Here is a 24,302-nt window from a genome sequence, read left to right as displayed (position 1 = left end):
ATTTTTTATAAACGGTGTAATACTAACCTTGCCTTTGTTTATGTTTAAAATCTGCTTTACAGATTACACGAACAATACCATGACGACGAATGATTTTACAATCACGACATAATTTTTTTACAGATGCACGAACTTTCATTAATTATATTCCTAATTACAACTATTTGTATAATCTCTATAAAGTTTAGTTAGATCTTTTTAGATTAGCTTTTTTTAAGGCAAAATCATATTGATTTGACATCATTAATGTTTGTATTTGAGACATAAAATCCATAATAACGACAACCACAATTAATAATGAAGTACCTCCAAAATAAAAAGGTACTTTCATAAAAGTACGCATAAATTCTGGAACTAGGCAAATCAAAGTTATATAAAAAGCTCCAACTAAAGTCAAACGAGTCATTACTTTATTAATATATTTTGCTGTTTGTTCTCCTGGACGAATACCTGGTATGAATGCTCCGGATTTTTTCAGATTATCTGCTGTTTCACGAGGATTAAAAACCAATGCTGTATAAAAAAAACAAAAGAAAATTATTGCACTAGCGTATATTAAAACATAAAGCAATTGTCCTGGTTGTAAATATAAAGAAATCGTTGATAACCACTTCCAATTATTATTATGTCCAAACCATGAAGCCATAGTTGCAGGGAATAGTATGATACTAGATGCAAAAATAGCAGGAATAACACCAGCCATATTCACCTTTAATGGTAAATGTGTACATTGTACTGCATACATACGACGTCCTTGTTGACGTTTTGCGTAATTAGCTAGTATTCGACGTTGGCCACGTTCAACAAAAATAACAAAATATGTTATCGTAAATATAAAAATTAAGATAAATAATAGCAATAAAAAGTTTAATTCGCCTTGTCTTGCTTGTTCAATAGTATGACCTATTGCTGGTGGTAGTCCCGCAACAATACCTGCAAAAATAATAATAGAAATACCGTTGCCAATACCTCGTTCAGTAATTTGTTCACCTAACCACATTAAGAAAATAGTTCCTGTAACTAAACTTATAATAGCTGTTAAATAAAAAGATAAACTAGGCTTAAATAATAAACTGTGCATTCCTAGCATACTAGGTAAACCAGTGGCAATACCTAAAGATTGAATCACAGCTAAAATTAAAGTGCAATAGCGAGTATATTGATTAATTTTACGACGACCAGCTTCTCCATCTTTCTTTATTTCTGACAAAGAAGGATGTATTGTTGTTAACAATTGAATAATAATTGATGCTGAAACATATGGCATGATACCTAATGCAAATATAGAAGCACGACTTAAAGCTCCACCAGAAAACATATTCAACATCTCAATTATTGTTCCACGTTGTTGATCAAGTATTTTTGTAAGTATAGTTGGATCAATACCAGGAATCGGAACAAAAGAACCTATGCGAAAAACTACTAAACTTATTAACAAAAACAACAACCTAAATTTCAATTGACCTAAATTATTTTTGGCGTTTTTAAAATCTAATCCTAATTGTTTTGTCATTTATTCCTTAATCCTCAACTTTTCCACCTACAGCTTCAATAGCTTTGCGAGCACCTTTAGTAACATTTAAACCATAAATTTTCTTAGGAATAGTAATACTACCAGAACAAATTATTTTAACTGATTTAACACTACTATTAATAACATTAAACATTTTTAATGTATTTAAATTTACAACATTATCTTTGACTTTTATTAATTCAAAAAGACGTACTTCTTTGTGGACAAATTTTTTACGTGATATAAAACCAAATTTTGGTAAACGACGATAAATTGGCATTTGACCGCCTTCAAAACCACGATTTATATTCCCTCCAGAACGAGATTTTTGACCCTTATGACCTCTACCACAAGTTTTACCATAACCAGAACCTATACCACGACCGACGCGTTTATTAGCACGTTTAGATCCTTTAGCTGGCGATATAGTATTTAAGCGTAAACTATTCATGTTTTACTTTAACCATATATGAAATGACATTAATCATACCTCGTATAGACGGAGTATCTTCACGCTTAACAGTATGACCAATGTAACGTAAACCTAAACCAGTAAGAGTGTTTTTATGAGCAGGTAATCTACCAATAGAACTACGTACTTGAGTTATTTCAATAATTCTAGCCATTAGAATGACCTCGTAATTCTTTCTATCAATTTACCACGTTTAGCAGAAATTGTTTCAGGAGAATTCATGTTACTTAATCCCTCTATAGTCGCACGAACAACATTGATTGGATTAGTAGAACCATAAGTTTTAGCTAAAACATTATGTACTCCAGCCACTTCAAGAACAGCTCTCATTGCACCTCCAGCTATAATACCAGTACCATTAGAAGCTGGTTTCATAAATACTTTAGAACCTGTATGGTTACCTCTAACAGAATGTTGTAAAGTACCATCTTTTAATGCAATACTAATCATATTACGACGAGCTTTTTCCATTGCTTTTTGGATTGCTGATGGTACTTCACGTGCTTTACCATATCCAAAACCTACACGACCATTACCATCACCTACTACAGTTAATGCAGTAAAAGAAAATATACGTCCACCTTTAACAGTTTTAGAAACACGATTTACAGAAACTAATTTTTCTTGTAATTCACCTATTTGTTTTTCAATATTTGCCATATTAAATACCTAACTAGAACTGAAGACCTACTTCACGGGCAGCATCCGCTAGTACTTGGATACGACCATGATATTGAAAACCAGACCTATCGAAAGAAACACTAGTAATACCTTTTTTCATTGCACGTTCTGCTATAGTTTTACCTATAATAACAGCAGCTTTTTTATTACCAGTAAATTTAATTTGTGTATTAATAGCTTTTTCTACAGTAGAAGCAGCTACTAAAACCTTAGAATCTTTTGAATTAATAACCTGTGCATAAATATGACGTGGAGTTCTATGCACAACTAAACGAATTGCATCAAGCTCTTTAAGCTTAGATCTTATACTATTACCACGACGCATACGAGCAGATTTTTTACTGTTCATGATTTCAACCTACTTCTTTTTAGCTTCTTTTATACGTATTTTTTCATTAAAATAACAAATACCTTTACCTTTATATGGTTCAGGTGGCCGATAAGAACGTATGTCAGCTGCTACTTGACCAATTAACTGCTTGTTAGCACTTTTTAAAATAATTTCAGTTTGAATAGGACATTCTGCAACTACACCCTCAGGTAATAAATGATTTACAAAATGAGAAAAACCTATAGATAAATTTATTACATTATTCTTAACCGAAGCACGATATCCCACACCAACTAATTGTAGTTTTTTTATAAAACCTTTACATACACCAATAACCATTGAATTAATTATTGATCGAGCTGTACCCGCTTGTGCCCATCCATCAACAAATTTTTTATAAGGAAAGAATATTAAGGTATTATCGATATGTTGTATTTTTACAGCATTATTTATAACACTATTTAATACTCCATTTTTACCTTTTATTGAAATTACTTGACCATCAAGTGTTACCTCTACACCAACAGGAATAACAATAGGTGTTTTAGCTATACGAGACATTAAAACCTCCAATTATGATATATAGCAGATAATTTCACCACCAATGCCTATATGACGCGCCATACTATCAGTCATAACACCTTTAGATGTAGAAACAATAGCAATTCCCATCCCATCCATTACTTTTGGAAGATTATTGCTTTTCTTATAAATACGTAAACCAGGCCTGCTTATTCTTTGAATAGTTTCTAAAACAGCTTTACCATTAAAATATTTTAAAGCAATTTCTAATTCTATTTTATTATTATCATTTTTAATATTAAAATCTTTAATATACCCCTCTTCTTTAAGAACTTTAGAAATTGCTAATTTTAAATTAGAAGAAGGCATATTAACAGTTGTTTTAAAGGAAGAATGACCATTACGGATTCTTGTCAACATATCGGCTATAGGATCTTGCATACTCATTAATTTATCCTCTAATTCTACTACCTGAATTACCAACTAGCTTTTTTTAATCCAGGAATATCACCACACATTGCTGCTTCTCGAACTTTTATACGACTTAATCCAAATTTACGTAAAAATCCCCTAGGACGACCTGTTTGACGACAACGATTACGTTGACGTGACGGACTAGAATCACGAGGAAGACTCTGCAACTTTAAAATAGCATTCCAACGAATTTCATCAGATACTTTGATATCAGAAATAATTTCTTTAAGTTTATTACGTTTAATGAATAATTTGTCCGCTAATTTTGTTCTTTTTGTTTCACGTGCTTTAATTGATTGTTTAGCCATTTATTTAAGTTAGCCTATGTTACTTATTGACGGAAAGGGAAATTAAAAGCTTTAAGTAAAGCAATACCTTCATTATCAGATTTCGCAGTAGTACTTATAGCAATATCTAAACCACGGATATGATTCATTTTATCATATTTAATTTCAGGAAATATAATCTGTTCACGTATACCTATATTATAGTTACCAAAACCATCAAATGATTTAATAGATAAACCACGAAAATCACGAATACGTGGTATAGCAATTACCATTAATCGCTCAAAAAATTCCCACATTCTTTCGCCACGTAATGTTACCTTACAACCAATAGGGTATCCTTGACGAATTTTAAATCCTGCAACTGATTTTCGAACTTTAGTTATCAATGGTTTTTGACCTGAAATAGAAGTTAAATCAGATACAGCTCCATCTAAAAATTTCTTATCTGTAACTGCTTCTCCAACACCCATGTTCAATGTAATTTTTTCAATCTTTGGTACTCGCATGATAGATTTATATCTAAATTGTATCATGAGTTTTTGAGTTACTTGATTTTTGTAATAATCATGAAGATTTGATATCATCATTTGACTCCAACTTACTTAACAACTCTACTCTTAACAACTTCATTATTAGATTTAAAAAAACGTATTTTTTTACCATTTTCAAATCTAAAACCTACACGATCTGCTTTACCGGTGGTTTTATTAAAAAGAGCAATATTTGAAATTGGAATAGCAGCTTCTTTTTCAACAATACCACCCGGTTTATTAAGTGATGCAATAGGTTTTTGATGTTTTTTAATCAAATTTATTCCGTCTACAATAACTTTACCAGAAACTAAAACATTTTTCACTTTTCCTATTTTACCTTTTTCTTTTCCAGTTAAAACAATAACTTCATCATTACGACGGATTTTAGCTGCCATTATTTACCTCAACTAAAGCACTTCAGGTGCTAAGGAAATTATTTTCATAAATTTTTCGGTACGAAGTTCATGAGTTACTGGTCCAAATATACGAGTACCAATTGGTTGTTCACTAGTATTATTTAGAACAACACAAGAATTACTGTCAAAACGGATTGTAGAACCATCTGAGCGACGTACACCTTTTTTACTACGAACTACTACTGCTTTTAAAACTTCACCTTTTTTTACTTTACCGCGAGGAATAGCTTCCTTAACAGTAATTTTAATTATATCACCAATTTTAGCATATCGACGATGCGAACCACCTAAGACCTTAATACACATTACACTACGAGCACCAGAATTATCAGCAACACTTAACACAGTTTGTTCTTGGATCATTATAAAATGCTCCATTAATATCTATAAATTAATATTATTGAATGTTAAAACAATACTAATCAAAAACCTAATATTATTTTCTATAATTGAAGAAAATGAACGACTCAAGTGGAGTCGTTCATCCATATTATATTTCTAATATAGAGTAAATTATAGAAAAGTTTTTTATACAATAGCTTTTTCTACTATACGAACTAACTTCCATGATTTAGTCTTAGATAAAGGACGACATTCGCAAACTTCTACTATATCATTAAGTTGACATTGATTATTTTCATCATGAATATGCAAAGTAGTTGTTCGTTTAATAAATTTGCTATAAACATTATGCTTTACAAGACGTTCAATAGCAACAACTGCAGATTTTTGCATTTTATTACTAGTAACTCGACCTTGTACTGTACGTATTTTATTACTCATCACAAATCAGCCTTTTCAGTCATTAGCGTTTTAACCCGTGCTATATTGCGACGCACTTTTTTCAATAAATGGGTTTGCTGTAATTGACCAGATGATGCTTGCATACGCAAATTAAATTCTTCACGCAGCAGACTAAATAGTTCAGTATTTAGCTCTTTAATATTTTTTTTACGCAACTTTGTTGCTTCCATTATATTACCGTTTTCATTACAAAGGTAGTTTTAATAGGTAGCTTTGCAGCTGCCAACTTAAAAGCCACACGGGCTAGTTCTTCACTTACACTACTGTCTATTTCATAGAGAATCTTTCCTGGTTGAATCATAGCAACCCAATACTCTACATTGCCTTTACCTTTACCCATACGTACTTCTAATGGTTTTTCAGTCATTGGTTTATCCGGAAATATACGGATCCATATTTTACCTTGACGTTTAACCGCTCTAGCCATAGTACGACGAGCAGCTTCGATTTGTTTAGAAGTCAAACGTCCCCTCTCAATAGCTCTCAACCCAAACATACCGAAGCTAACTTGCGCTTCAACAGCTAAGCCTCGATTTCTACCTTTTTGTACTTTGCGAAATTTTGTTCGTTTTGGTTGTAACACAGCGATTCTCCTTACTTACGGCCTTTACGCTGCTGTTTTTTAGGTTGATTAGTCATTTTTTCTAATTGTTCAATAGAGGTTACATTACCTAATATTTCACCTTTAAAAATCCATACTTTTACACCAATTACACCATATGTAGTGTAAGCTTCAGAAATATTATAGTCAATATCAGCACGTAGAGTATGTAAAGGTACACGTCCTTCACGATACCATTCAGTGCGTGCTATTTCAGATCCACCTAATCTTCCACTGATTTCAACTTTAATACCTTTTGCTCCTAAGCGCATAGCATTTTGAACAGCTCTTTTCATAACACGACGAAACATAACACGACGTTCTAATTGCGAAGTAATACTATTCGCTACTAACTTAGCATCTATTTCCGGTTTAGAAACTTCAGAAATATTAATTTGTGTAGGAACACCAGAAATATTTGCTATAGAAACGCGTAGTTTCTCTACATCTTCACCTTTTTTACCAATAACTATGCCTGGACGAGCAGTATGTATAGTTACTTTTATACTTTTTGAAGGTCTTTCAATAACTATACGAGATATAGATGCTTTAGCTAATTTTTTAGCAAGAAACTGACGTACTTTATAGTCATTTTCTAAATTGTTTGCAAATTCTTTTGTATTTGCAAACCAAGTAGAATTCCACTGTTTTACAACACCTAACCTCATACCATTTGGATGCACTTTTTGACCCATTACTAATCTCCGTATTTCATCGATTAGATACAACTACAGTAATATGGCTAGTACGCTTTGTAATACGATCTGAACGACCTTTAGCACGTAACATCATTCTTTTCATAGTAGGCCCTTCATCAACAAAAATCGTTTTAACTTTAAGTTCATCAATATCAGAACCATCATTATGTTCAGCATTAGCAATAGCAGATTCTAATACTTTTTTAACTAATGTAGCTGCCTTTTTATTACTATATACTAAAATATTTAAAGCTTCTGATACTTTCTTACCCCGAATCAAATCCACTACTAAGCGCACTTTTTGAGCAGAAGAATGAGCACGGCGATACCTAGCAATACTTTCCACTTTTTTCCCTTACTTTACTTTTTTAACTTTCTTATCAGATGTATGACCACGATAGGTACGTGTTGGAGCAAACTCACCTAGCTTATGACCTACCATTTCATCTGAAATAAAAATAGGAATGTGTTGACGACCATTATGAACAGCTATTGTTAAACCAATCATCTTAGGAAAAATCGTTGAACGACGTGACCAAGTACGTAGGGGTTTTTTATCACCATTTTCCACTGCTTTCTCTACTTTATTAAGTAAATGTAAGTCTATAAAAGGACCTTTTTTGAGAGAACGTGGCATATAACTGTATCCTTTTTCAATGTTATTTATTACGTCTACGTATTATTAATTTATCAGTACGTTTATTGTTGCGAGTCTTTTTACCTTTAGTTTGTATTCCCCAAGGGGTAACAGGGTGTTTACCAAAATTACGACCTTCTCCTCCACCATGTGGATGATCTACTGGATTCATCGCAGTTCCCCGAACTGTAGGACGAATACCTCGCCAACGAGATGCACCAGCTTTGCCAAAAGATTGTAACATATGTTGAGAATTACCAACTTCTCCTACAGTTGCACGACAATTAGATCTAACTTTACGTATTTCTCCTGAACGCAAACGTAAAGTAACATAAGACTCTTCTTTTGCAACTATCTGTGCATATGAACCAGCAGAACGTGCAATCTGACCACCTTTACCTGGTTTTGTTTCTATATTATGAATAATGGAACCTACTGGAATATTCTGTATTGGCAGTGCATTACCTAATTTAATAAAAGCACCAGCACCTGATTGAATCGTATCACCAATTTTTAAATCTTTAGCAGCTAAAATATATCGGCGTTCACCATCTTTATACAATACTAAAGCTATATTTGCAGAACGATTTGGATCATATTCTAAACGTTGAACTATTGCAGAAATATTATCTTTATTTCTTTTAAAATCTATTAAACGATAATTTTGCTTATGACCACCACCAATATGACGTGTAGTTATACGACCATTATTATTGCGTCCTCCAGATTTACTCTTTTTTTCTAATAAACGAGTAAATGGTTTTCCTTTATAAAGATCTGAATCAACTATTTTAACCATATGCCTACGGCCTGGAGATGTTGGCTTGCATTTTATAACTGCCATTATTATTTTATTTTCCTCAATAAACTATTCAGAACCGCCAATAAATTCTAAGTGTTGACCTTTTTTTAAAGTAACGTAAGCTTTCTTCCAATTTTCACGTTGATTCTTCTTATGTGTTCGTTGATTTTTAATTTTATTTATTTTACCTTTAACAATTAATGTATTAACATTTTTAACTTTTACTTCAAAAATATTTTCAATAGCTGAAAAAATTTCTTTTTTATTAGCGTCTTTAGCTACTTTAAGTACAATAGTGTTAGTCTTTTCAACTAAGAACGATGTCTTTTCAGAAGAGTGCGGCCTGCGTATTATCTTAAAAAAACGTTCTTTACAAATCATTCTAAAATACCCTCAACTTGCTTCATTGCATCAGATGTTATAATGATTTTATCAGAAACAATTAAACTAATAGGATCAATATTTATTACAGTTTTTATATTAACTTTATATAAATTACGAGCGGCTAAAAATAAGTTTTTATCTAATGTACTTGTAATAATAAGTATGTTTCTGATAGCTAAATTTTTAATTTTTTGTAATAATAATTTAGTTTTCGGAGATTCTATGACAAAATGTTTAAAAACTATCAATCTATCTTGACGTATTAGTTCAGAAAAGATACTTCTTAATGCACTCTTATACATTTTTTTATTAACTTTTTGACTATGGTTTTGAGGTTTTGCTGCAAAAGTTACTCCACCAGAACGCCATAGAGGACTTCTTATAGAACCTACACGTGCACGACCGGTACCTTTCTGACGCCAAGGTTTTTTACCAGAACCACTTACTTCTGACTTGTTTTTTTGTGCGCGAGTTCCTTGACGAGCTCCTGATGCATAAGCAACAACAACTTGATGAATTAATGCTTCATTGAAAGAACAACTGAAAGTGGTTTCAGAAACATTCATAGTCCCTTGGGCATCTTGTAATACTAATTCCATTTGCTACTCTCCTAACTTAATTGCTGATTTAACAATTAAATCACCACCTATAGCACCTGGAACACCGCCTTTAACTAATAATAAATTACGTTTACTATCGATTAATACTACATCTAAACTTTGAATTGTTACTCGTTCTTTACCTAACTGACCCGCCATCTTCTTACCCTTAAATACTTTACCAGGTGTTTGATTTTGACCTATAGAACCAGGAACACGATGAGATAGTGAGTTACCATGGGCAGCATCTTGAGTACGAAAATTCCATCTCTTTACTGTACCAGCAAAACCCTTACCTTTAGATGTCCCTGTTACATCAACTTTTTTTATATTGGATAAAACATCAATAGTAATTTTTTGACCTAAAGAATATTTTTCATTATTTTTAACACGAAACTCCCATAAACCACGACCAACTTTAACCATAGCTTTTTTAAAATGGCCAGCTTCAGGTTTGTTTATGTGATTCGTTTTTTTATTACCAGTAGTCACTTGAATTGCCTGATAACCATCATGAATAAGATTTTTAACTTGAACAACATAGTTATATTCAATTTCAATAACTGTCACAGGAATAGAGACACTTTCTTTAGTAAAGATACGAGTCATTCCTATTTTTTTACCAACTAACCCAATCATTAATTCAACCTCTCTATTAACAGATCAACCTAAACTGATCTGTACGTCAACACCCGCAGCTAGGTCTAGACGCATAAGAGCGTCGACAGTTTTTTCAGTTGGCTCAACAATGTCTACTAAACGTTGATGAGTACGAATTTCATACTGATCACGTGCATCTTTATTAACGTGTGGAGAAATCGTAACAGTAAAGCGCTCTTTACGGGTTGGTAATGGGATCGGACCACGAACCTGCGCACCCGTGCGCTTAGCAGTCTCAACTATTTCTGCAGTTGATTTATCTATTAAGCGATGATCAAATGCTTTAAGACGTATACGGATTCTTTGGTTCTGCATGGACCAGAGCTCCCAATATTATAAAAAAACCAATTAATAATTAGAAAGATTTTAATTATACTAACTTCCTAATTGTAGATAATAAATAACATTAAAAAAACAAAGCAGTGCCTAAAATAACAATTTATAGTCATTATTATACTTAAATTAATAAAATAATCAATACATATTATAAGATTCCTTTTAATACATATTTGTTATTACTATAAATAAATATGATTTATTTTTATTTCAAATTATACACACCCTATACTTTATAAATTTCATAATCTAAATTATAGAGATAGTATTAATGCAACTTGTGAATTAATATCATAATCATGTAATATATGCAATACTAAATTAATACTAAATAAAAGTTTCTATATAAAATATATAATTTATCTTTATTATACATACCATATGCTTTACAAATTTCTTGATGTAAATTATCACTAGATATTATTTGTAAAAAAAGAATAATTTAGGTTGTTTTTATAGCGGCCGTGTTTACCGGCCACTTGAAAATTAGTTAATAACTTTAGAAACAACACCTGCACCTACAGTTCTACCTCCCTCACGAATAGCGAAACGTAAGCCTTCATCCATTGCAATTGGATGAATTAAATTAACTAACATTTTAATGTTATCTCCTGGCATAACCATTTCTATATTTTCAGGTAAATCTATTGAACCAGTAACATCTGTAGTACGAAAATAAAATTGAGGACGATATCCTTTAAAAAAAGGAGTATGACGTCCCCCTTCCTCTTTAGATAAAATATAAACTTCTGATTCAAATTTAATATGAGGTTTAATAGTACCTGGTTTAGCTAATACTTGACCACGCTGAATATCTTCTCTTTTCACACCACGCAGTAATATACCACAATTTTCACCAGCTTGTCCTTGGTCTAGTAATTTACGGAACATCTCAACTCCAGTACATATTGATTTTACAGTTGGTTTGATTCCTATAATTTCTACTTCATCGCCAACTTTTATAATACCTCTTTCCACGCGACCGGTTACTACTGTTCCTCGACCTGATATTGAAAAAACATCTTCAATTGGTAATAAAAATGGTAAATCAATTGCACGTATAGGTTCTGGAATATATTTATCAAGATATTCAGCTAATTCTACAATTCCTTTTTCCCATTCGGGATCTCCTTCTAATGCTTTTAAAGCAGAACCACGAATGATTGGAGTGCTATCTCCAGGAAAGTCGTATTGTGATAACAAATCACGAACTTCCATTTCAACTAATTCTAAAAGCTCTTCATCATCAACTAGATCACATTTATTAAGGAAAACAATTATATAAGGCACACCTACTTGACGACTTAATAGTATATGTTCCCGAGTCTGCGGCATTGGACCATCAGTTGCAGCAACTACTAAAATTGCTCCATCCATTTGCGCAGCACCCGTAATCATATTTTTTACATAGTCAGCATGACCAGGACAATCAACATGTGCATAATGGCGATTTAGGGTTTCATATTCAACATGAGAAGTATTGATAGTAATACCGCGAGCTTTTTCTTCGGGGGCATTGTCAATTTGATCAAAAGCACAAGCCTGACCACCGTATTTTTTAGATAAAACGGTTGTAATTGCTGAAGTTAAAGTAGTTTTACCATGATCAACATGACCAATGGTACCTACATTTATATGCAATTTATTTCGTTGAAATTGTTCTTTTGCCATAGATAGATTCCTTAACTATCATATCTTTTTATTACGGATATATAAACAAGAAATACTTATTTAAATTTAAACTTAGCTTTTTTTATTTATTACGAGCTTCAATAATAGCCTGAGCTATGTTATTGGGAGCTTCTTCATACTTTAGAAACTCCATGGAGTATGAAGCACGACCTTTAGTTAACGAGCGTAACTGAGTTGCATAACCAAACATTTCAGATAAAGGTACTTCAGAATAAATAATTACACCCATTGAATTTGATTCTTGACCTCTCAGAATGCCACGACGACTGCTTAAGTCTCCAATAACATCTCCTGTATTTTCCTCTGGCGTTTCAACTTCAACTTTCATGATTGGCTCAAGTAAAACAGGTTTAGCTTTTTTAAATCCATCCTTAAAAGCTAAAGATGCAGCTAATTTAAAAGCGAGTTCTGAAGAATCTACATCATGATAAGAACCAAAATGTAAACGCACACCTATATCTACTACTGGATAGCCAGCTAATGGTCCTGATCTTAATTGCTCTTGAATACCTTTATCAACTGCTGGTATATATTCATTAGGAATAACACCACTTTTGATATCATTAACAAATTTATATTCCTTATCTTTATCTTTTACTTCTAATGGATATAGATCAATTACTACATGACCATATTGACCTCGACCACCAGACTGTTTAATATATTTGCCTTCAATATCTGTAATTTTTTCACGAATTGTTTCACGATAAGCTACTTGAGGTTTTCCTACATTAGCTTCAACATTGAATTCTCTTTTCATACGATCAACAATAATATCTAAATGTAATTCACCCATTCCAGCTATAATAGTTTGATTCGATTCTTCGTCGGTCCAAACACGAAATGATGGATCTTCCTTAGCTAATCTATTTAATGCCACACTCATTTTTTCTTGATCAGCTTTAGTTTTTACTTCAAGAGCAACAGATATGACAGGTTCAGGAAATTTTATACGCTCAAGAACAATTGGCGCATTAGGATCACATAATGTATCACCAGTCATTACATCTTTTAAACCTATAGCTGCTGCTATATCGCCTGCTCTAACTTCTTTAATTTCTTCACGTTTATTAGCATGCATTTGTACTATGCGACCAAAACGTTCTTTATGCAGTTTAGCAGAATTCAATACAGCATCACCAGAACTGACTACGCCTGAATAAACTCGAAAAAATGTTAAATTTCCTACAAAAGGATCATTTGCTATTTTAAATGCTAACGCAGAAAATGGTTCTTTATCATTAGGTTGACGGATTATTACATTTTCATTAGCAGTAGTATTTAATACTCCGTTCACAGCAGGAACATCTGTTGGTGCAGGTAGATATTCTATCACTGCATCTAACATAGATTGCACACCTTTATTTTTAAATGCAGAACCACAAGTAACAAGTACTATTTCATTATTCAATACGCGTTTACGTAAAGATTTTTTAATCTCTTCTTCTGTAATTGTTTCACCATTAAAATATTTTTCCAATAATTGATCGCATGATTCAACAGCCGATTCAATTAAGTTTTGACGCCATTCACTACTTATGTTTATCATCTCTGGCGGAATGTCTTTATATCTAAATGTAAGACCTTGATCTTCATCGTTCCAATAGATAGCTTTCATTTTAATTAGATCAATTATACCTGTAAATTTATCTTCAGCGCCGATTGATAAATGTATAGGAATAGGATTTGCTCCCAAGCGATCTTTAAGTTGTTTAACAACCTTTAAAAAATCAGCACCCATACGATCCATTTTGTTAACGAATGCAATTCTAGGAACTTTATATTTATTTGCTTGACGCCACACAGTTTCTGATTGAGGTTGAACACCACCAACTGCACAGTAAACCATAACTACACCATCAAGAATACGCATAGAGCGTTCTACTTCTATGGTAAAATCAACATGACCAGGAGTATCAATTATATTAATACGATGCGAATCAAACTGATTAGCCATCCCAGACCAAAATGTAGTAGTAGCTGCAGAAGTAATAGTAATACCCCGTTCTTGTTCTTGTGCCATCCAATCCATAGTAGCTGCACCATCATGTACTTCTCCTATTTTATGATTTACTCCTGTATAAAATAAGATACGTTCGGTAGTGGTTGTTTTTCCAGCATCAATATGTGCACTAATACCGATATTTCGGTAATGTGTAATAGGTATCGTACGAGCCATTTAATTCCTCTGATTTTAAGACTTTCAAAGTAATTTGAGACAAGAAATATTTAGAATTTACTGTTTGTATTACCAACGATAATGAGCAAAAGCTTTATTTGCTTCTGCTGTGCGATGAACTTCTTCACGTTTTTTAACGGCAGTACCTTTGTTTTCTGCAGCTTCAGATAGTTCATTTATTAACCTAACAATCATAGATTTTTCTGTTCTTTTTCTAGCTGCTGCTACAATCCAACGCATTGCTAAAGCATTTCGTCGAACTGGACGTACTTCTACTGGTACCTGATATGTAGAACCTCCCACACGACGAGATTTAACTTCAATTATTGGGCGTACATTTTCAAGTGCTGTTTCAAATATTTCTATTTCATCTTTACCAAATTTTTTAGATAATGTTTCAAGGACAGAATATACTATTGCTTCAGATATAGATCTTTTACCATCTACCATTAAAATGTTTATAAATTTACTTAATAATTCCGATTTAAATCTAGGATCTGGCAAAATTTTACGCTGACTTATAATACGACGACGCGGCATAAAAACACTCCGTTTATTTATTTACTATTTTTCAATTTAATACTAACAATTGATTAATATTTTTTTAATTTTAAAAAATCAAGATTTTGGTTTTTTCATGCCATATTTAGATCTAGCTTGTTTGCGATCTTTAACTCCTGCACAATCTAACGCTCCTCTAATAGTATGGTAGCGTACTCCTGGTAAATCCTTAACACGTCCTCCTCTTATAAGAACAACAGAATGCTCTTGTAAATTATGTCCTTCGCCACCTATATATGAAGTAACCTCAAAATTATTAGTTAATCTAACTCTACATACTTTACGTAGAGCAGAATTTGGTTTTTTTGGAGTAGTTGTATATACGCGTGTACATACTCCTCTTTTTTGTGGACAAGCTTCTAATGCTGGAACATTGCTTTTTGTTAACTTACGAACACGTGGTTTACGAACTAGTTGATTAATAGTTGCCATTAAAATAGCTCCTGAATTTAGGTTTTATTTTTAATTAAAAATAATTATCTTAATATCATAATAATTTATCATAATAATTTAAAAAAAATAAACTCTATTATCACCAAATCATTTGTTGTTGATGTTTTTCTGTTAACTTAACAAAACCATTATAGTTCACTAAACGCACTTTAGTAGAAATTTGTTTAACTAATCCTCTTGCTTTTAAATCTTCTTCTAATGCCCATATTATAACCGATTTATGTATTTCAAATATTTTATTTATAATAAAATTACCTTTTATTGAAGCTATAACGCCGTCTTGTATTAAAAGAACATCATCTTCGATGTTTATTAACATTAGCAATGTACTCAAATCGCTATAATAAGGAGAATTTATTAAAGTATGAAGCATTTTCTATATACCTTTTAAAAGGTAAGAATATGATTATAACTTATTAATTTTTTTCGTAAAATTTTAGAATTAATTATTTTAACATTTAGTATGTTAAATTCTTTAGTTGATAAACCACGATTTATTAGTGAATCCAAACATACATAGTATCTTTTAATATCATACAATTTTAAAACATAAAAAGTAGGAGCGTAATGTTTACTTAAAATAACCTCAGGAATTTGATTAGCAACCAATTGAAAAACTCCATCTCCAATAAAAAATATTCCTATATTTTTATTTAATGAACCAACGGCTATTGCCGCATTTAATCCTTCTAGACCTAGAGTACTGCCATGCGGTACACGAGAAAATATAAAAGCTATAGGATGCATCAAAACTGTACAACTCTATCACAATTTACAATTGCTTCAGCCAATGATTTCAACCCACTAAAATTAAAACCCGATTGAAGATTACCTGAAGAGCAGTGTAGATGTTCAGATTCTGGTGTATCTAATATACCACGATAGAAAGCTGATGATATGCATATATTTAGAAGCACACCTTGTGTTCTATTAAGATTTTGCCATTCATGGATTATATTAAATTCATTATGAGGAATTGTGATAAATTGATTAGCGTTTAACACACCTTCCCTATAAAAAAAAATGCTTTTTAGATTGTGACCCGCTTTCAATAATGCCTGAGCAAATAATAAAGCACTAGTTGCATTCTGAGTACCATACGGAGGTCCCATTACTAATAAATTGTAATTCATTTTGGAATTAACACCTACTAATGACCCAATGATAATATTATAACAATGTAATATATCATATTAATATGAACTTTCTCATTTCACTTGAGTATCTTAACATAAATATTCTTATATTTTTATATATTTATTTAATAATAGCAAAAGTCGTAATAGCTATTTATTTTTATTATGATTTTGTCGATTAATTAAATATTGTCCATCTTTATAAATAGAATTTTTCATGTTAACTTTAACAATAAAATTTTTAAAAAGTAATTTAATTGTTTTTATTAAATTATATATATAAAACAATTATTTTTTAATAGATTTATACTTAAATTGATATCATAAATATGATGTTATAGTATTGTATAATAAAATTTTAAATTTATAAGACAATATAAATTAACAAAAACATAATAACAAATTGCATGCGTAAAAACATAATTTATTACTCTTTTATTTTTTATAATATTCCATAGAAAAATGATACTGAAGAAAATAAATGTAATATTTATTATTTCAAAAAAACAATTCATCTTCAAGAGATAATATACAGCAAATATGATAATTAATATGTTCACTGTATTCATCTCTAATAATTTCTCATTTTTTGAAAAATATTAATGCAGACTTAAATATTAACACAAATTTTATATTCAATAAAATTTATAATAACTATGTTAATTTTAAAAATCAAACTAAACTAATTTAATCAAATTAAAAAATACACTAATTATTTTCACATTACTCGATGTAATTAAAATACATATATTATAATTGCTAATAACAATAAAAAGAAAAATATTTTGTTCTATTTTATAAATTCGCAAAAATATAATATATATTTTCTTTGCAATTTAAAAACAAATTATTTTTTTATAAAAAAAACAATATACTTAAATTTTGTCTCGTAAGTAAAAATATTTTTCTCCTGCTTTTTTAAGCATAATGATAAAAGAGGATAATACCGAATGGTTCTTGCCAAACCACAAACAGATTCTATACTTGAATGGTTCCTATCTCATTGCTATATTCATAAATATCCCTCTAAAAGCACTTTAATTCACCACGAAGAAAAGGCTGAAACTCTTTACTATATTGTTAAAGGGTCAGCAACAATATTAATCAAAAATGATAAAGGTAAAGAAATAATTCTTTCTTATTTAAATCAGGGTGATTTTATTGGTGAGTTGGGATTTTTTAAAAAAGATAAAAAACGTAATGTTTATGTACGTGCTAAAATTGCATGTGAATTAGCAGAAATTTCTTACATTAAATTTAGTCAATTAATTCAATTAAACTCAGATATTCTAATGAGATTAGCATCTCAAATGGCACGTCGGTTAAAATTGACTTCTGAAAAAGTTAGTAATCTCGCATTTTTAGATGTAAAAGGACGTGTTGCTAAAACGTTAATTGATTTAACTAAACAACCAGATGCTATGACACATCCTGACGGAATGCAAATTAAAATTACTAGACAAGAAATAGGCCAAATAGTTGGTTGTTCGCGAGAGACGGTAGGTCGTATTTTAAAAATATTAGGAGATAAAAAATTAATTTATGCTCATGGTAAAACAATTGTGGTATACGGAACAAGATAACTTAAAATTAATAATTACATCTTTTTTATTTTCTTAATTAATTTAACAATATAGTGAAATAATGTAAGATTCGTGATTATTCCTTAATTATTAACGAAGTGATTCGTATCACGATCAATCATTGAAATAAGAACATAAACCAACTGTATTATATACTTTACTGATTGTTTTTTGTGCTTTCACTCTAGCTTTATTAGCTCCTTCATACATAATTTCTCTAAGCAATGATACATTATTTCTGTAATAATGATAACGTTCTTGAATATCTAGTAACATTAAGCAAATTTCATTAGAAACAGAAAATTTCAATTGACTATACATTTTTCCTTGAAATTCTTTTTCTAATGTAACAATATCTTTATAAGTTACTGCTGACAATATGTTAAGAAGATTTGAAATACCAGCTTTTTCTTTAATATCATAGCGAATTATAGGAGGGCACTCAGAGTCAGTAATTGCATGCTTGATTTTGTTTATTATGGATTTAGGATTTTCTAAAAGACCAATAACATTACTATTATTACAATCCGATTTAGACATTTTTCTACTTGGCTCTGTAAGCGACATGATTTTTGCACCTGACTTAGGTATCATTGGTTCTGGAATTGTAAAAATATCTCCATAAATTTTATTAAAACGACAAGCAATTACACGACTTAATTCTATATGTTGTTTTTGATCTTCACCAACAGGTACTTGATTAGTTTGATATAATAAGATATCGGATGCCATCAATACTGGGTAGTTAAATATACCTGAATTTATGTTATTATTACTAATCAACTTATTTTTAAATTGTGTCATACGACTGAGTTCACCAAAATAACAAAAACAATTTAAAATCCAATTAAGTTGAGTATGTTCTAATACATGAGATTGAACAAAAATAATACTTTTATTAGGATCAATACCACATGCTAAATATAAAGCTAAAGTATCTAAAGTAGATTTATTTAATATATGAGGATTTTGGCGAGTAGTTAAAGTATGTAAATCTACAATACAATATAAGCAATCAAAATTATCTTGCATTTGATTCCACTGGCGAATTGCACCCAAATAATTACCAATAGTTAATTCTCCAGATGGTTGGGCACCGCTAAAAACTATATATTTTCCCATAATGAAACCCTAAATAATCAAGAAAATTAAATCTTAACGTAACGTATATGTAAAATAAGCTAAGTGAATAATCGTCTACCTACAATTTAATGTTTAAAAATATTCATGTAACAATTCATCTATCTATTAATATTAAATATTATTAGATGGCATCATTTATTATGATTTCTATTTTAATGAATTATGCAATTACTTTTTCTATTTCATTACGCATAGAATTAATAATTTTTTTATAATTGTTACTACTAAAAATAGCAGAACCTATAACAAACATATTAGCTCCAAATTCGGCTGCTTTCCTAATATTATCTATCTTTATACCACCATCTATCTCAAGAATAATATTGTATCCACTTTGATCAATTCTTTTTCTTGCATCAATTAATTTATCTAATGTACTAGGAATAAAGGATTGATTACTAAAACCAGGATTTACCGACATTATAAGAATAATATCTAGTTTATCCATTATATAGTCAAGATAGTTAAGTGAAGTGGTAGGATTAAATACTAATCCAGCTTTGCAACCATTTTCTTTTATTATTTGCAATGTACGATCGACATGCTCACTTGTTTCAGGGTGAAATGTAATGTAATTAGCACCAACTCTAGCAAATTCAGGTATTAAATCATCTACAGGTTTTACCATAAGATGTACATCAATAGGTGCAGCAATACCGTAATCACGCAAAGATTTCAACACCATTGGACCTATAGTTAAATTAGGAACATAATGATTATCCATAACGTCAAAGTGAATTACATCTCCACCAGCATTTAAGACGTTTGTAGTTTCTTCACCTAATTTAGCAAAATTAGCTGAAAGTATTGAAGGAGCTACTAAATATTTACTCATCATTAACATCCTATTTTATCGAACTATATGCTGTATTATGTTAACAACTCATCTGATAAGCTAAGTTTTATATTACTAGTACCGCAAAGCATATAATTTGCATAAATGATATTTATAAATATACTTTTCCATATGATACATTTCTATTAGATTTAATATTTTGATATATCAGATTGCAATGGTCATATTTTATCTTCCATATATTGAAAATGTATATAAACTCATAATGAGAATATTATAAACATTTACTAAACTATATTTAATAAAAAATAATTGATTTAAAAAATATTCAAAAAATTATTAATGAATATTTTGACAATCATTGATTGCTTCTAATATCAATTGATTAGGAACATCATGACGTATTTCAGCAATACCGATAGTTAAAGGAAGTATTAGCCTCAATTGACCTGATATTGTTTTTTTATCTCGCATCATGTAAGGTAAATAATTTTCTGGAAGCATTTCTAATGGACCTCTTATTGGTAAATTAGCACGTTTTAATAATTTGACAATTCTGTTGCCTTCTATCGATTTAAATTGTCCTAAACGTTCTGCTGTACGCACAGCCATGACAATTCCAGCTGCTACTGCTTCTCCATGTAGCCATTTGCCATAACCCGTATACGCCTCAATCGCATGACCAAAAGTATGTCCTAAATTTAAGAGAGCACGATTTTTAATTTCATATTCATCACTGGAAACTAGACTAGATTTTAATTCACAGCATCTACGGATACAATAAATAAGTTTACTTGTATCTAGTGCTAGTAGTAAATGTAGATTTTCTTCAATCCATTGAAAAAATGTAGAATCTAAAATAATACCGTATTTTATGATTTCCGATAACCCTGAATTAAATTCACGAGAAGGCAATGATATCAAAAAATCAGTATCTATTATTACTAAAGTTGGTTGATGAAATGAACCAATCATATTTTTGCCTAGTAGATGATTTACTCCTGTTTTCCCTCCAATCGAAGCATCTACTTGTGCTAGTAAAGTTGTTGGTATCTGGATAAAACGTATTCCACGTTGATAGATGGATGCAGCAAACCCAGTCAGGTCACCCACAACCCCTCCTCCAAGAGCAATTAAAGTTGTATTACGATCGTGTAATTGTTTTAATAATAAATTAATAATTTTATTAATTGTATCAAGAGTTTTATACTGCTCACCATCAGGTAAAATTATATGATCAACTTGTATTTTTGCTGTTTGCATCAATTTTATCAATCTATCCAAATATAGAGCACCTAAAGTTTGATTAGTCACTATTAATGCTTTATCATTTATTTTTAAATGCCATAAAGAACATATATTATTGCATAATCCAGAAGATATAATAATTGGATAACTTCTGTTTCCTAATGAAAAAGTAAGTTTTTCCATAAATCAGTACCTGTTTATTTTATATTAACTTTAATTTTTTAAATTATTTCGTTTTTTAACAATTTGATAATTTGATTAGCAACAATTTTTGTACTTTGATTATCAGTACTAACTGTAATGTCAGCAATTTCTCTATATAATGGATTACGTTCTTGAGCTAACGTTTTAAGTATTTTACTAGGAGAAGGATCCAGTTGTAATAAAGGTCGCTTTTTATCACGTTGCGTTCTTGATAACTGTTTTTCTATTGCAGTTTCTAAATAAACTACTATTCCCCTAGCAGAAAGATGATTACGAGTTTTCTGCGATTTAATAGAACCCCCTCCAGTTGCAAGAACAATACCTTGTTTTTCAGTTAGTTCATTTATGATTTTTTCTTCACGATCACGAAAACCTTCTTCTCCCTCAACATCGAAAACCCAATTTATATCTGCTCCAGTACGTTGTTCAATTTCTTGATCTGAATCAAAAAATTCCATTTTAAGCTGTTGAGCTAAATAACGACCAATAGTACTTTTTCCAGCACCCATTGGACCAACTAGAAAGATATTACGTTTCTCTGCCATTTTTTTGGTATTAATAAGATTTGTTAATAATATCCAGCGTTTATAATTTAAGCTGGCGAGATAAAAATTGAATGTTAAAAATTGTTATAACTTTGGTAAATCATTAAATGATAATTATATTAAGTTATTCAAATTAAAAACAGTAATCAATTCAAGTTACCCATCATGATCATCATGATATTGATTTTTAAAATCACTATTATTACATATTGGATTTTATATTCATAGTACTATTTATAATAATATTAAATTTTATCTTAATCTAAATTAATCTTTATAGTAAATAAATATAATTTATTTTGGTAATTTTGATTTTTTGTCTATTAATATTGCATAATTGCAAATTATTAGTTTCATATAAAAATCTATAATTTAATAACCTACTAAATCTAAAAAGTTAATAACATGTTCGCAAAATCTATCAGAATGAGAAATAAATGGAGCATGTGCTGCTTTCTCTATTACGATTGAAGGTGAAGATGGAATGATATCATCTATAATTGGTACAACATAACGTGGTACTAAACTATCTAAAGACCCATATATACGTAAAAAAGGTAATTGTATTAAAGGTAGTTCTTTACGTATATCTGTAATACTCAATATTTTTAAACCGTTATTAAGTACTGAAATTGATGGTATAGGTTGAGAAAATATTGCTTGTTTCAACATTAAAATGTCAATACTATCTTTCTTTGAACCTAATGTTTGTAATACTAAAAACCGTTCTATTGCTTTCTGTAAATTTTTATGAACATAGTGCTGGAAATTTTTCAATATGTTTATTTTTATACCTGGCCAAGATTCTGTAGCAATAAATTTAGGTGATGATGCTACAGTAATAACTCCACTTAGTAATTCAGGATGAATTAATGCTATTTGCATAGCTACCAAACCGCCTAAAGACCAGCCTAGTACAATTGATTGAGTAGGCAGAAATGGTATTAATTGTTTCGCTAAACCTTTTATAGTAAATTCAGTACAAACTTTACTACGTCCATAACCTGGTAAATCAACTAAATGTAGACGAAAATGTTTACTAAGATTAGGAATAACAAGGTTCCATATTTCTGCATTAAGAGCCCAGCCATGTATTAACACAAGATTTGTACTACCTTTTCCACAAGTATACCAATACATTGAAATTTTCAATTAAAGTTAAAAAGAAATTAAGATATACTACAATATATTAATAAATATAATTAAAATAATTAATCTAGCTAAGTAAATAAAAATTTATTGGTTATATTAAACTAAATGTCTATAGTAAATAATTGCTAATATAGTGTAATATATTTTATATATTTAAATATCTGAATTAATATAATTAAGAACCAATAAAAATTGAGTAATTAATAATGATTAAAATAAGCGATCCTGCCCTAAAACATTTTTTAAGATTACTAAGTAAACAAGAAAAAGGTACTCAGATTAGGATGTTTGTCAATAATCCAGGTACTCCTAGAGCTGAATGTAGTGTTTCTTATTGTCAACCTAATAATGTTAATGATACAGATATTAAATTAGACTTTGATACCTTATCTGTTTATATTGATCCATTGAGCTTACCCTATCTAAAAGAAGCGGAAATTGATCTAGCAGTAGATAAATTAGGATCTCAACTGACATTAAAAGCACCAAATGCTACAAAAGTAAAAAAGTTACCTGAAAACTCACCCATATTTAAACGTATAGAACATCTATTGTATACACAAATTAATCCAAGGTTAGCTGAACACGGTGGATATGTATCATTAATTGAAATTACTGATGATAATTATGCTATACTAGAATTTGGAGGCGGTTGTAATGGATGTGCAATGATTAATATTACATTAAAAAATAGTGTAGAGAAAGAATTATTATTAGCATTTCCCGTGTTAAGAGGGGTTATTGATAATACAGAGCATCTACATGGAAGACACTCTTATTTTTAGTTCTTTAGTTTAAAACAAAAATTAAATAAATTAATTCTAGTTTGTTAATTAATAAAGCAAATAATGAACAGA

At 30.3% G+C, this 24,302-nt stretch carries 37 protein-coding genes; 2 read left to right on the top strand and 35 right to left on the bottom strand.

What is annotated here, in order from left to right; all coding sequences use genetic code 11:
- Positions 1-22: 22 nt before the first annotated feature.
- The 30 genes from rpmJ to tusD all read right to left on the bottom strand — a co-directional run bounded on the left by rpmJ (position 23) and on the right by tusD (position 16,771).
- Complete coding sequence (rpmJ, locus tag CRV10_RS02765) at positions 23-139, bottom strand: 50S ribosomal protein L36 (protein ID WP_136130296.1); 117 nt, start codon at positions 137-139, stop codon at positions 23-25.
- Between the two features lie 45 nt (positions 140-184).
- On the bottom strand, positions 185-1,513 hold the full coding sequence (secY, locus tag CRV10_RS02760) for a preprotein translocase subunit SecY (protein ID WP_136130295.1): 1,329 nt from the start codon (positions 1,511-1,513) through the stop codon (positions 185-187).
- Positions 1,514-1,520: 7 nt separating this feature from the next.
- Positions 1,521-1,964: a 50S ribosomal protein L15 gene (rplO, locus tag CRV10_RS02755; protein WP_136130294.1), complete on the bottom strand. Its 444-nt coding sequence runs from the start codon at positions 1,962-1,964 to the stop codon at positions 1,521-1,523.
- Positions 1,957-2,139, bottom strand: coding sequence for a 50S ribosomal protein L30 (gene rpmD / locus CRV10_RS02750; RefSeq protein ID WP_136130293.1), 183 nt, complete (start codon positions 2,137-2,139; stop codon positions 1,957-1,959). Before rpmD ends, rplO begins: the two co-directional genes overlap by 8 nt.
- Positions 2,139-2,645 carry a 30S ribosomal protein S5 gene (rpsE, locus tag CRV10_RS02745; protein WP_136130292.1) on the bottom strand — a complete coding sequence of 169 codons (507 nt, stop codon included), beginning with the start codon at positions 2,643-2,645 and terminating at the stop codon, positions 2,139-2,141. The genes rpmD and rpsE overlap by 1 nt, the downstream gene beginning before the upstream one ends.
- 13 nt (positions 2,646-2,658) lie before the next feature.
- On the bottom strand, positions 2,659-3,015 hold the full coding sequence (rplR, locus tag CRV10_RS02740) for a 50S ribosomal protein L18 (RefSeq protein WP_136130291.1): 357 nt from the start codon (positions 3,013-3,015) through the stop codon (positions 2,659-2,661).
- Between the two features lie 9 nt (positions 3,016-3,024).
- Positions 3,025-3,558 carry a 50S ribosomal protein L6 gene (gene rplF / locus CRV10_RS02735; protein ID WP_136130290.1) on the bottom strand — a complete coding sequence of 178 codons (534 nt, stop codon included), beginning with the start codon at positions 3,556-3,558 and terminating at the stop codon, positions 3,025-3,027.
- Positions 3,559-3,570: 12 nt separating this feature from the next.
- Positions 3,571-3,966, bottom strand: a complete 396-nt coding sequence (gene rpsH, locus CRV10_RS02730; protein WP_136130289.1) for a 30S ribosomal protein S8 — start codon at positions 3,964-3,966, stop codon at positions 3,571-3,573.
- A gap of 29 nt (positions 3,967-3,995) precedes the next feature.
- A complete protein-coding gene (rpsN, locus tag CRV10_RS02725) occupies positions 3,996-4,301 on the bottom strand; it encodes a 30S ribosomal protein S14 (protein WP_136130288.1) in 306 nt (101 codons plus the stop codon).
- Positions 4,302-4,324: 23 nt separating this feature from the next.
- Positions 4,325-4,864 carry a 50S ribosomal protein L5 gene (gene rplE / locus CRV10_RS02720; RefSeq protein WP_136130312.1) on the bottom strand — a complete coding sequence of 180 codons (540 nt, stop codon included), beginning with the start codon at positions 4,862-4,864 and terminating at the stop codon, positions 4,325-4,327.
- A gap of 17 nt (positions 4,865-4,881) precedes the next feature.
- The gene (rplX, locus tag CRV10_RS02715; RefSeq protein WP_136130287.1) at positions 4,882-5,211 is read right to left on the bottom strand and encodes a 50S ribosomal protein L24; all 330 of its coding nucleotides are present in this window, start codon (positions 5,209-5,211) and stop codon (positions 4,882-4,884) included.
- Between the two features lie 12 nt (positions 5,212-5,223).
- On the bottom strand, positions 5,224-5,595 hold the full coding sequence (rplN, locus tag CRV10_RS02710; protein ID WP_136130286.1) for a 50S ribosomal protein L14: 372 nt from the start codon (positions 5,593-5,595) through the stop codon (positions 5,224-5,226).
- A 165-nt stretch (positions 5,596-5,760) separates the two neighbouring features.
- Entirely contained in the window at positions 5,761-6,015 is a 255-nt protein-coding gene (gene rpsQ / locus CRV10_RS02705) for a 30S ribosomal protein S17 (RefSeq protein WP_136130285.1), read from the bottom strand.
- Positions 6,015-6,206, bottom strand: a complete 192-nt coding sequence (gene rpmC, locus CRV10_RS02700) for a 50S ribosomal protein L29 (RefSeq protein ID WP_136130284.1) — start codon at positions 6,204-6,206, stop codon at positions 6,015-6,017. Before rpmC ends, rpsQ begins: the two co-directional genes overlap by 1 nt.
- Positions 6,206-6,619 carry a 50S ribosomal protein L16 gene (rplP, locus tag CRV10_RS02695; protein WP_136130283.1) on the bottom strand — a complete coding sequence of 138 codons (414 nt, stop codon included), beginning with the start codon at positions 6,617-6,619 and terminating at the stop codon, positions 6,206-6,208. The genes rpmC and rplP overlap by 1 nt, the downstream gene beginning before the upstream one ends.
- A gap of 11 nt (positions 6,620-6,630) precedes the next feature.
- Complete coding sequence (rpsC, locus tag CRV10_RS02690) at positions 6,631-7,332, bottom strand: 30S ribosomal protein S3 (RefSeq protein ID WP_136130282.1); 702 nt, start codon at positions 7,330-7,332, stop codon at positions 6,631-6,633.
- A 16-nt stretch (positions 7,333-7,348) separates the two neighbouring features.
- Entirely contained in the window at positions 7,349-7,681 is a 333-nt protein-coding gene (gene rplV, locus CRV10_RS02685) for a 50S ribosomal protein L22 (protein WP_136130281.1), read from the bottom strand.
- A gap of 9 nt (positions 7,682-7,690) precedes the next feature.
- Positions 7,691-7,972, bottom strand: coding sequence for a 30S ribosomal protein S19 (rpsS, locus tag CRV10_RS02680; protein ID WP_136130280.1), 282 nt, complete (start codon positions 7,970-7,972; stop codon positions 7,691-7,693).
- Between the two features lie 22 nt (positions 7,973-7,994).
- The gene (rplB, locus tag CRV10_RS02675) at positions 7,995-8,816 is read right to left on the bottom strand and encodes a 50S ribosomal protein L2 (protein WP_136130279.1); all 822 of its coding nucleotides are present in this window, start codon (positions 8,814-8,816) and stop codon (positions 7,995-7,997) included.
- Positions 8,817-8,840: 24 nt separating this feature from the next.
- Positions 8,841-9,155 carry a 50S ribosomal protein L23 gene (gene rplW, locus CRV10_RS02670; protein ID WP_136130278.1) on the bottom strand — a complete coding sequence of 105 codons (315 nt, stop codon included), beginning with the start codon at positions 9,153-9,155 and terminating at the stop codon, positions 8,841-8,843.
- Positions 9,152-9,757 carry a 50S ribosomal protein L4 gene (gene rplD / locus CRV10_RS02665; RefSeq protein WP_136130277.1) on the bottom strand — a complete coding sequence of 202 codons (606 nt, stop codon included), beginning with the start codon at positions 9,755-9,757 and terminating at the stop codon, positions 9,152-9,154. Before rplD ends, rplW begins: the two co-directional genes overlap by 4 nt.
- A gap of 3 nt (positions 9,758-9,760) precedes the next feature.
- Positions 9,761-10,396: a 50S ribosomal protein L3 gene (rplC, locus tag CRV10_RS02660; protein ID WP_136130276.1), complete on the bottom strand. Its 636-nt coding sequence runs from the start codon at positions 10,394-10,396 to the stop codon at positions 9,761-9,763.
- Between the two features lie 24 nt (positions 10,397-10,420).
- Positions 10,421-10,732: a 30S ribosomal protein S10 gene (rpsJ, locus tag CRV10_RS02655; RefSeq protein WP_136130275.1), complete on the bottom strand. Its 312-nt coding sequence runs from the start codon at positions 10,730-10,732 to the stop codon at positions 10,421-10,423.
- Positions 10,733-11,239: 507 nt separating this feature from the next.
- Complete coding sequence (gene tuf / locus CRV10_RS02650; RefSeq protein ID WP_136130274.1) at positions 11,240-12,424, bottom strand: elongation factor Tu; 1,185 nt, start codon at positions 12,422-12,424, stop codon at positions 11,240-11,242.
- Between the two features lie 82 nt (positions 12,425-12,506).
- Entirely contained in the window at positions 12,507-14,624 is a 2,118-nt protein-coding gene (fusA, locus tag CRV10_RS02645) for an elongation factor G (protein ID WP_136130273.1), read from the bottom strand.
- Between the two features lie 69 nt (positions 14,625-14,693).
- Entirely contained in the window at positions 14,694-15,164 is a 471-nt protein-coding gene (gene rpsG / locus CRV10_RS02640; RefSeq protein WP_136130272.1) for a 30S ribosomal protein S7, read from the bottom strand.
- Between the two features lie 78 nt (positions 15,165-15,242).
- A complete protein-coding gene (gene rpsL / locus CRV10_RS02635) occupies positions 15,243-15,617 on the bottom strand; it encodes a 30S ribosomal protein S12 (RefSeq protein WP_136130271.1) in 375 nt (124 codons plus the stop codon).
- Positions 15,618-15,717: 100 nt separating this feature from the next.
- On the bottom strand, positions 15,718-16,011 hold the full coding sequence (gene tusB / locus CRV10_RS02630; RefSeq protein ID WP_136130270.1) for a sulfurtransferase complex subunit TusB: 294 nt from the start codon (positions 16,009-16,011) through the stop codon (positions 15,718-15,720).
- Positions 16,012-16,025: 14 nt separating this feature from the next.
- Positions 16,026-16,385 (bottom strand): sulfurtransferase complex subunit TusC, encoded by a 360-nt coding sequence (tusC, locus tag CRV10_RS02625; RefSeq protein ID WP_136130269.1) that lies wholly within the window; start codon positions 16,383-16,385, stop codon positions 16,026-16,028.
- A complete protein-coding gene (tusD, locus tag CRV10_RS02620) occupies positions 16,385-16,771 on the bottom strand; it encodes a sulfurtransferase complex subunit TusD (protein ID WP_136130268.1) in 387 nt (128 codons plus the stop codon). The genes tusC and tusD overlap by 1 nt, the downstream gene beginning before the upstream one ends.
- A 953-nt stretch (positions 16,772-17,724) precedes the next feature.
- Here tusD and crp point away from each other — a divergent pair.
- Positions 17,725-18,357, top strand: a complete 633-nt coding sequence (crp, locus tag CRV10_RS02615; RefSeq protein WP_136130267.1) for a cAMP-activated global transcriptional regulator CRP — start codon at positions 17,725-17,727, stop codon at positions 18,355-18,357.
- 114 nt (positions 18,358-18,471) lie between these two features.
- On the opposite strand, the gene trpS is transcribed toward crp, so the two are convergent.
- From trpS to bioH, 5 genes are all read right to left on the bottom strand, one after another.
- Positions 18,472-19,479 (bottom strand): tryptophan--tRNA ligase, encoded by a 1,008-nt coding sequence (gene trpS / locus CRV10_RS02610; RefSeq protein ID WP_136130266.1) that lies wholly within the window; start codon positions 19,477-19,479, stop codon positions 18,472-18,474.
- A gap of 181 nt (positions 19,480-19,660) precedes the next feature.
- Positions 19,661-20,335: a ribulose-phosphate 3-epimerase gene (gene rpe / locus CRV10_RS02605; RefSeq protein WP_136130265.1), complete on the bottom strand. Its 675-nt coding sequence runs from the start codon at positions 20,333-20,335 to the stop codon at positions 19,661-19,663.
- A gap of 300 nt (positions 20,336-20,635) precedes the next feature.
- Positions 20,636-21,727 carry a 3-dehydroquinate synthase gene (gene aroB / locus CRV10_RS02600; RefSeq protein WP_136130264.1) on the bottom strand — a complete coding sequence of 364 codons (1,092 nt, stop codon included), beginning with the start codon at positions 21,725-21,727 and terminating at the stop codon, positions 20,636-20,638.
- Positions 21,728-21,765: 38 nt separating this feature from the next.
- Positions 21,766-22,293 (bottom strand): shikimate kinase AroK, encoded by a 528-nt coding sequence (aroK, locus tag CRV10_RS02595; RefSeq protein ID WP_136130263.1) that lies wholly within the window; start codon positions 22,291-22,293, stop codon positions 21,766-21,768.
- Positions 22,294-22,665: 372 nt separating this feature from the next.
- Positions 22,666-23,433, bottom strand: a complete 768-nt coding sequence (gene bioH / locus CRV10_RS02590) for a pimeloyl-ACP methyl ester esterase BioH (RefSeq protein ID WP_136130262.1) — start codon at positions 23,431-23,433, stop codon at positions 22,666-22,668.
- A 218-nt stretch (positions 23,434-23,651) separates the two neighbouring features.
- Here bioH and nfuA point away from each other — a divergent pair, with 218 nt between their 5' ends.
- Positions 23,652-24,230: a Fe-S biogenesis protein NfuA gene (gene nfuA, locus CRV10_RS02585; protein ID WP_136130261.1), complete on the top strand. Its 579-nt coding sequence runs from the start codon at positions 23,652-23,654 to the stop codon at positions 24,228-24,230.
- Positions 24,231-24,302 lie beyond the last annotated feature (72 nt).

Source organism: Candidatus Pantoea edessiphila, from assembly GCF_002933355.1.
In the GTDB taxonomy this organism is placed as follows: domain Bacteria; phylum Pseudomonadota; class Gammaproteobacteria; order Enterobacterales; family Enterobacteriaceae; genus Pantoea_C; species Pantoea_C edessiphila.
This window is presented reverse-complemented; position numbering and strand designations above follow the sequence as displayed.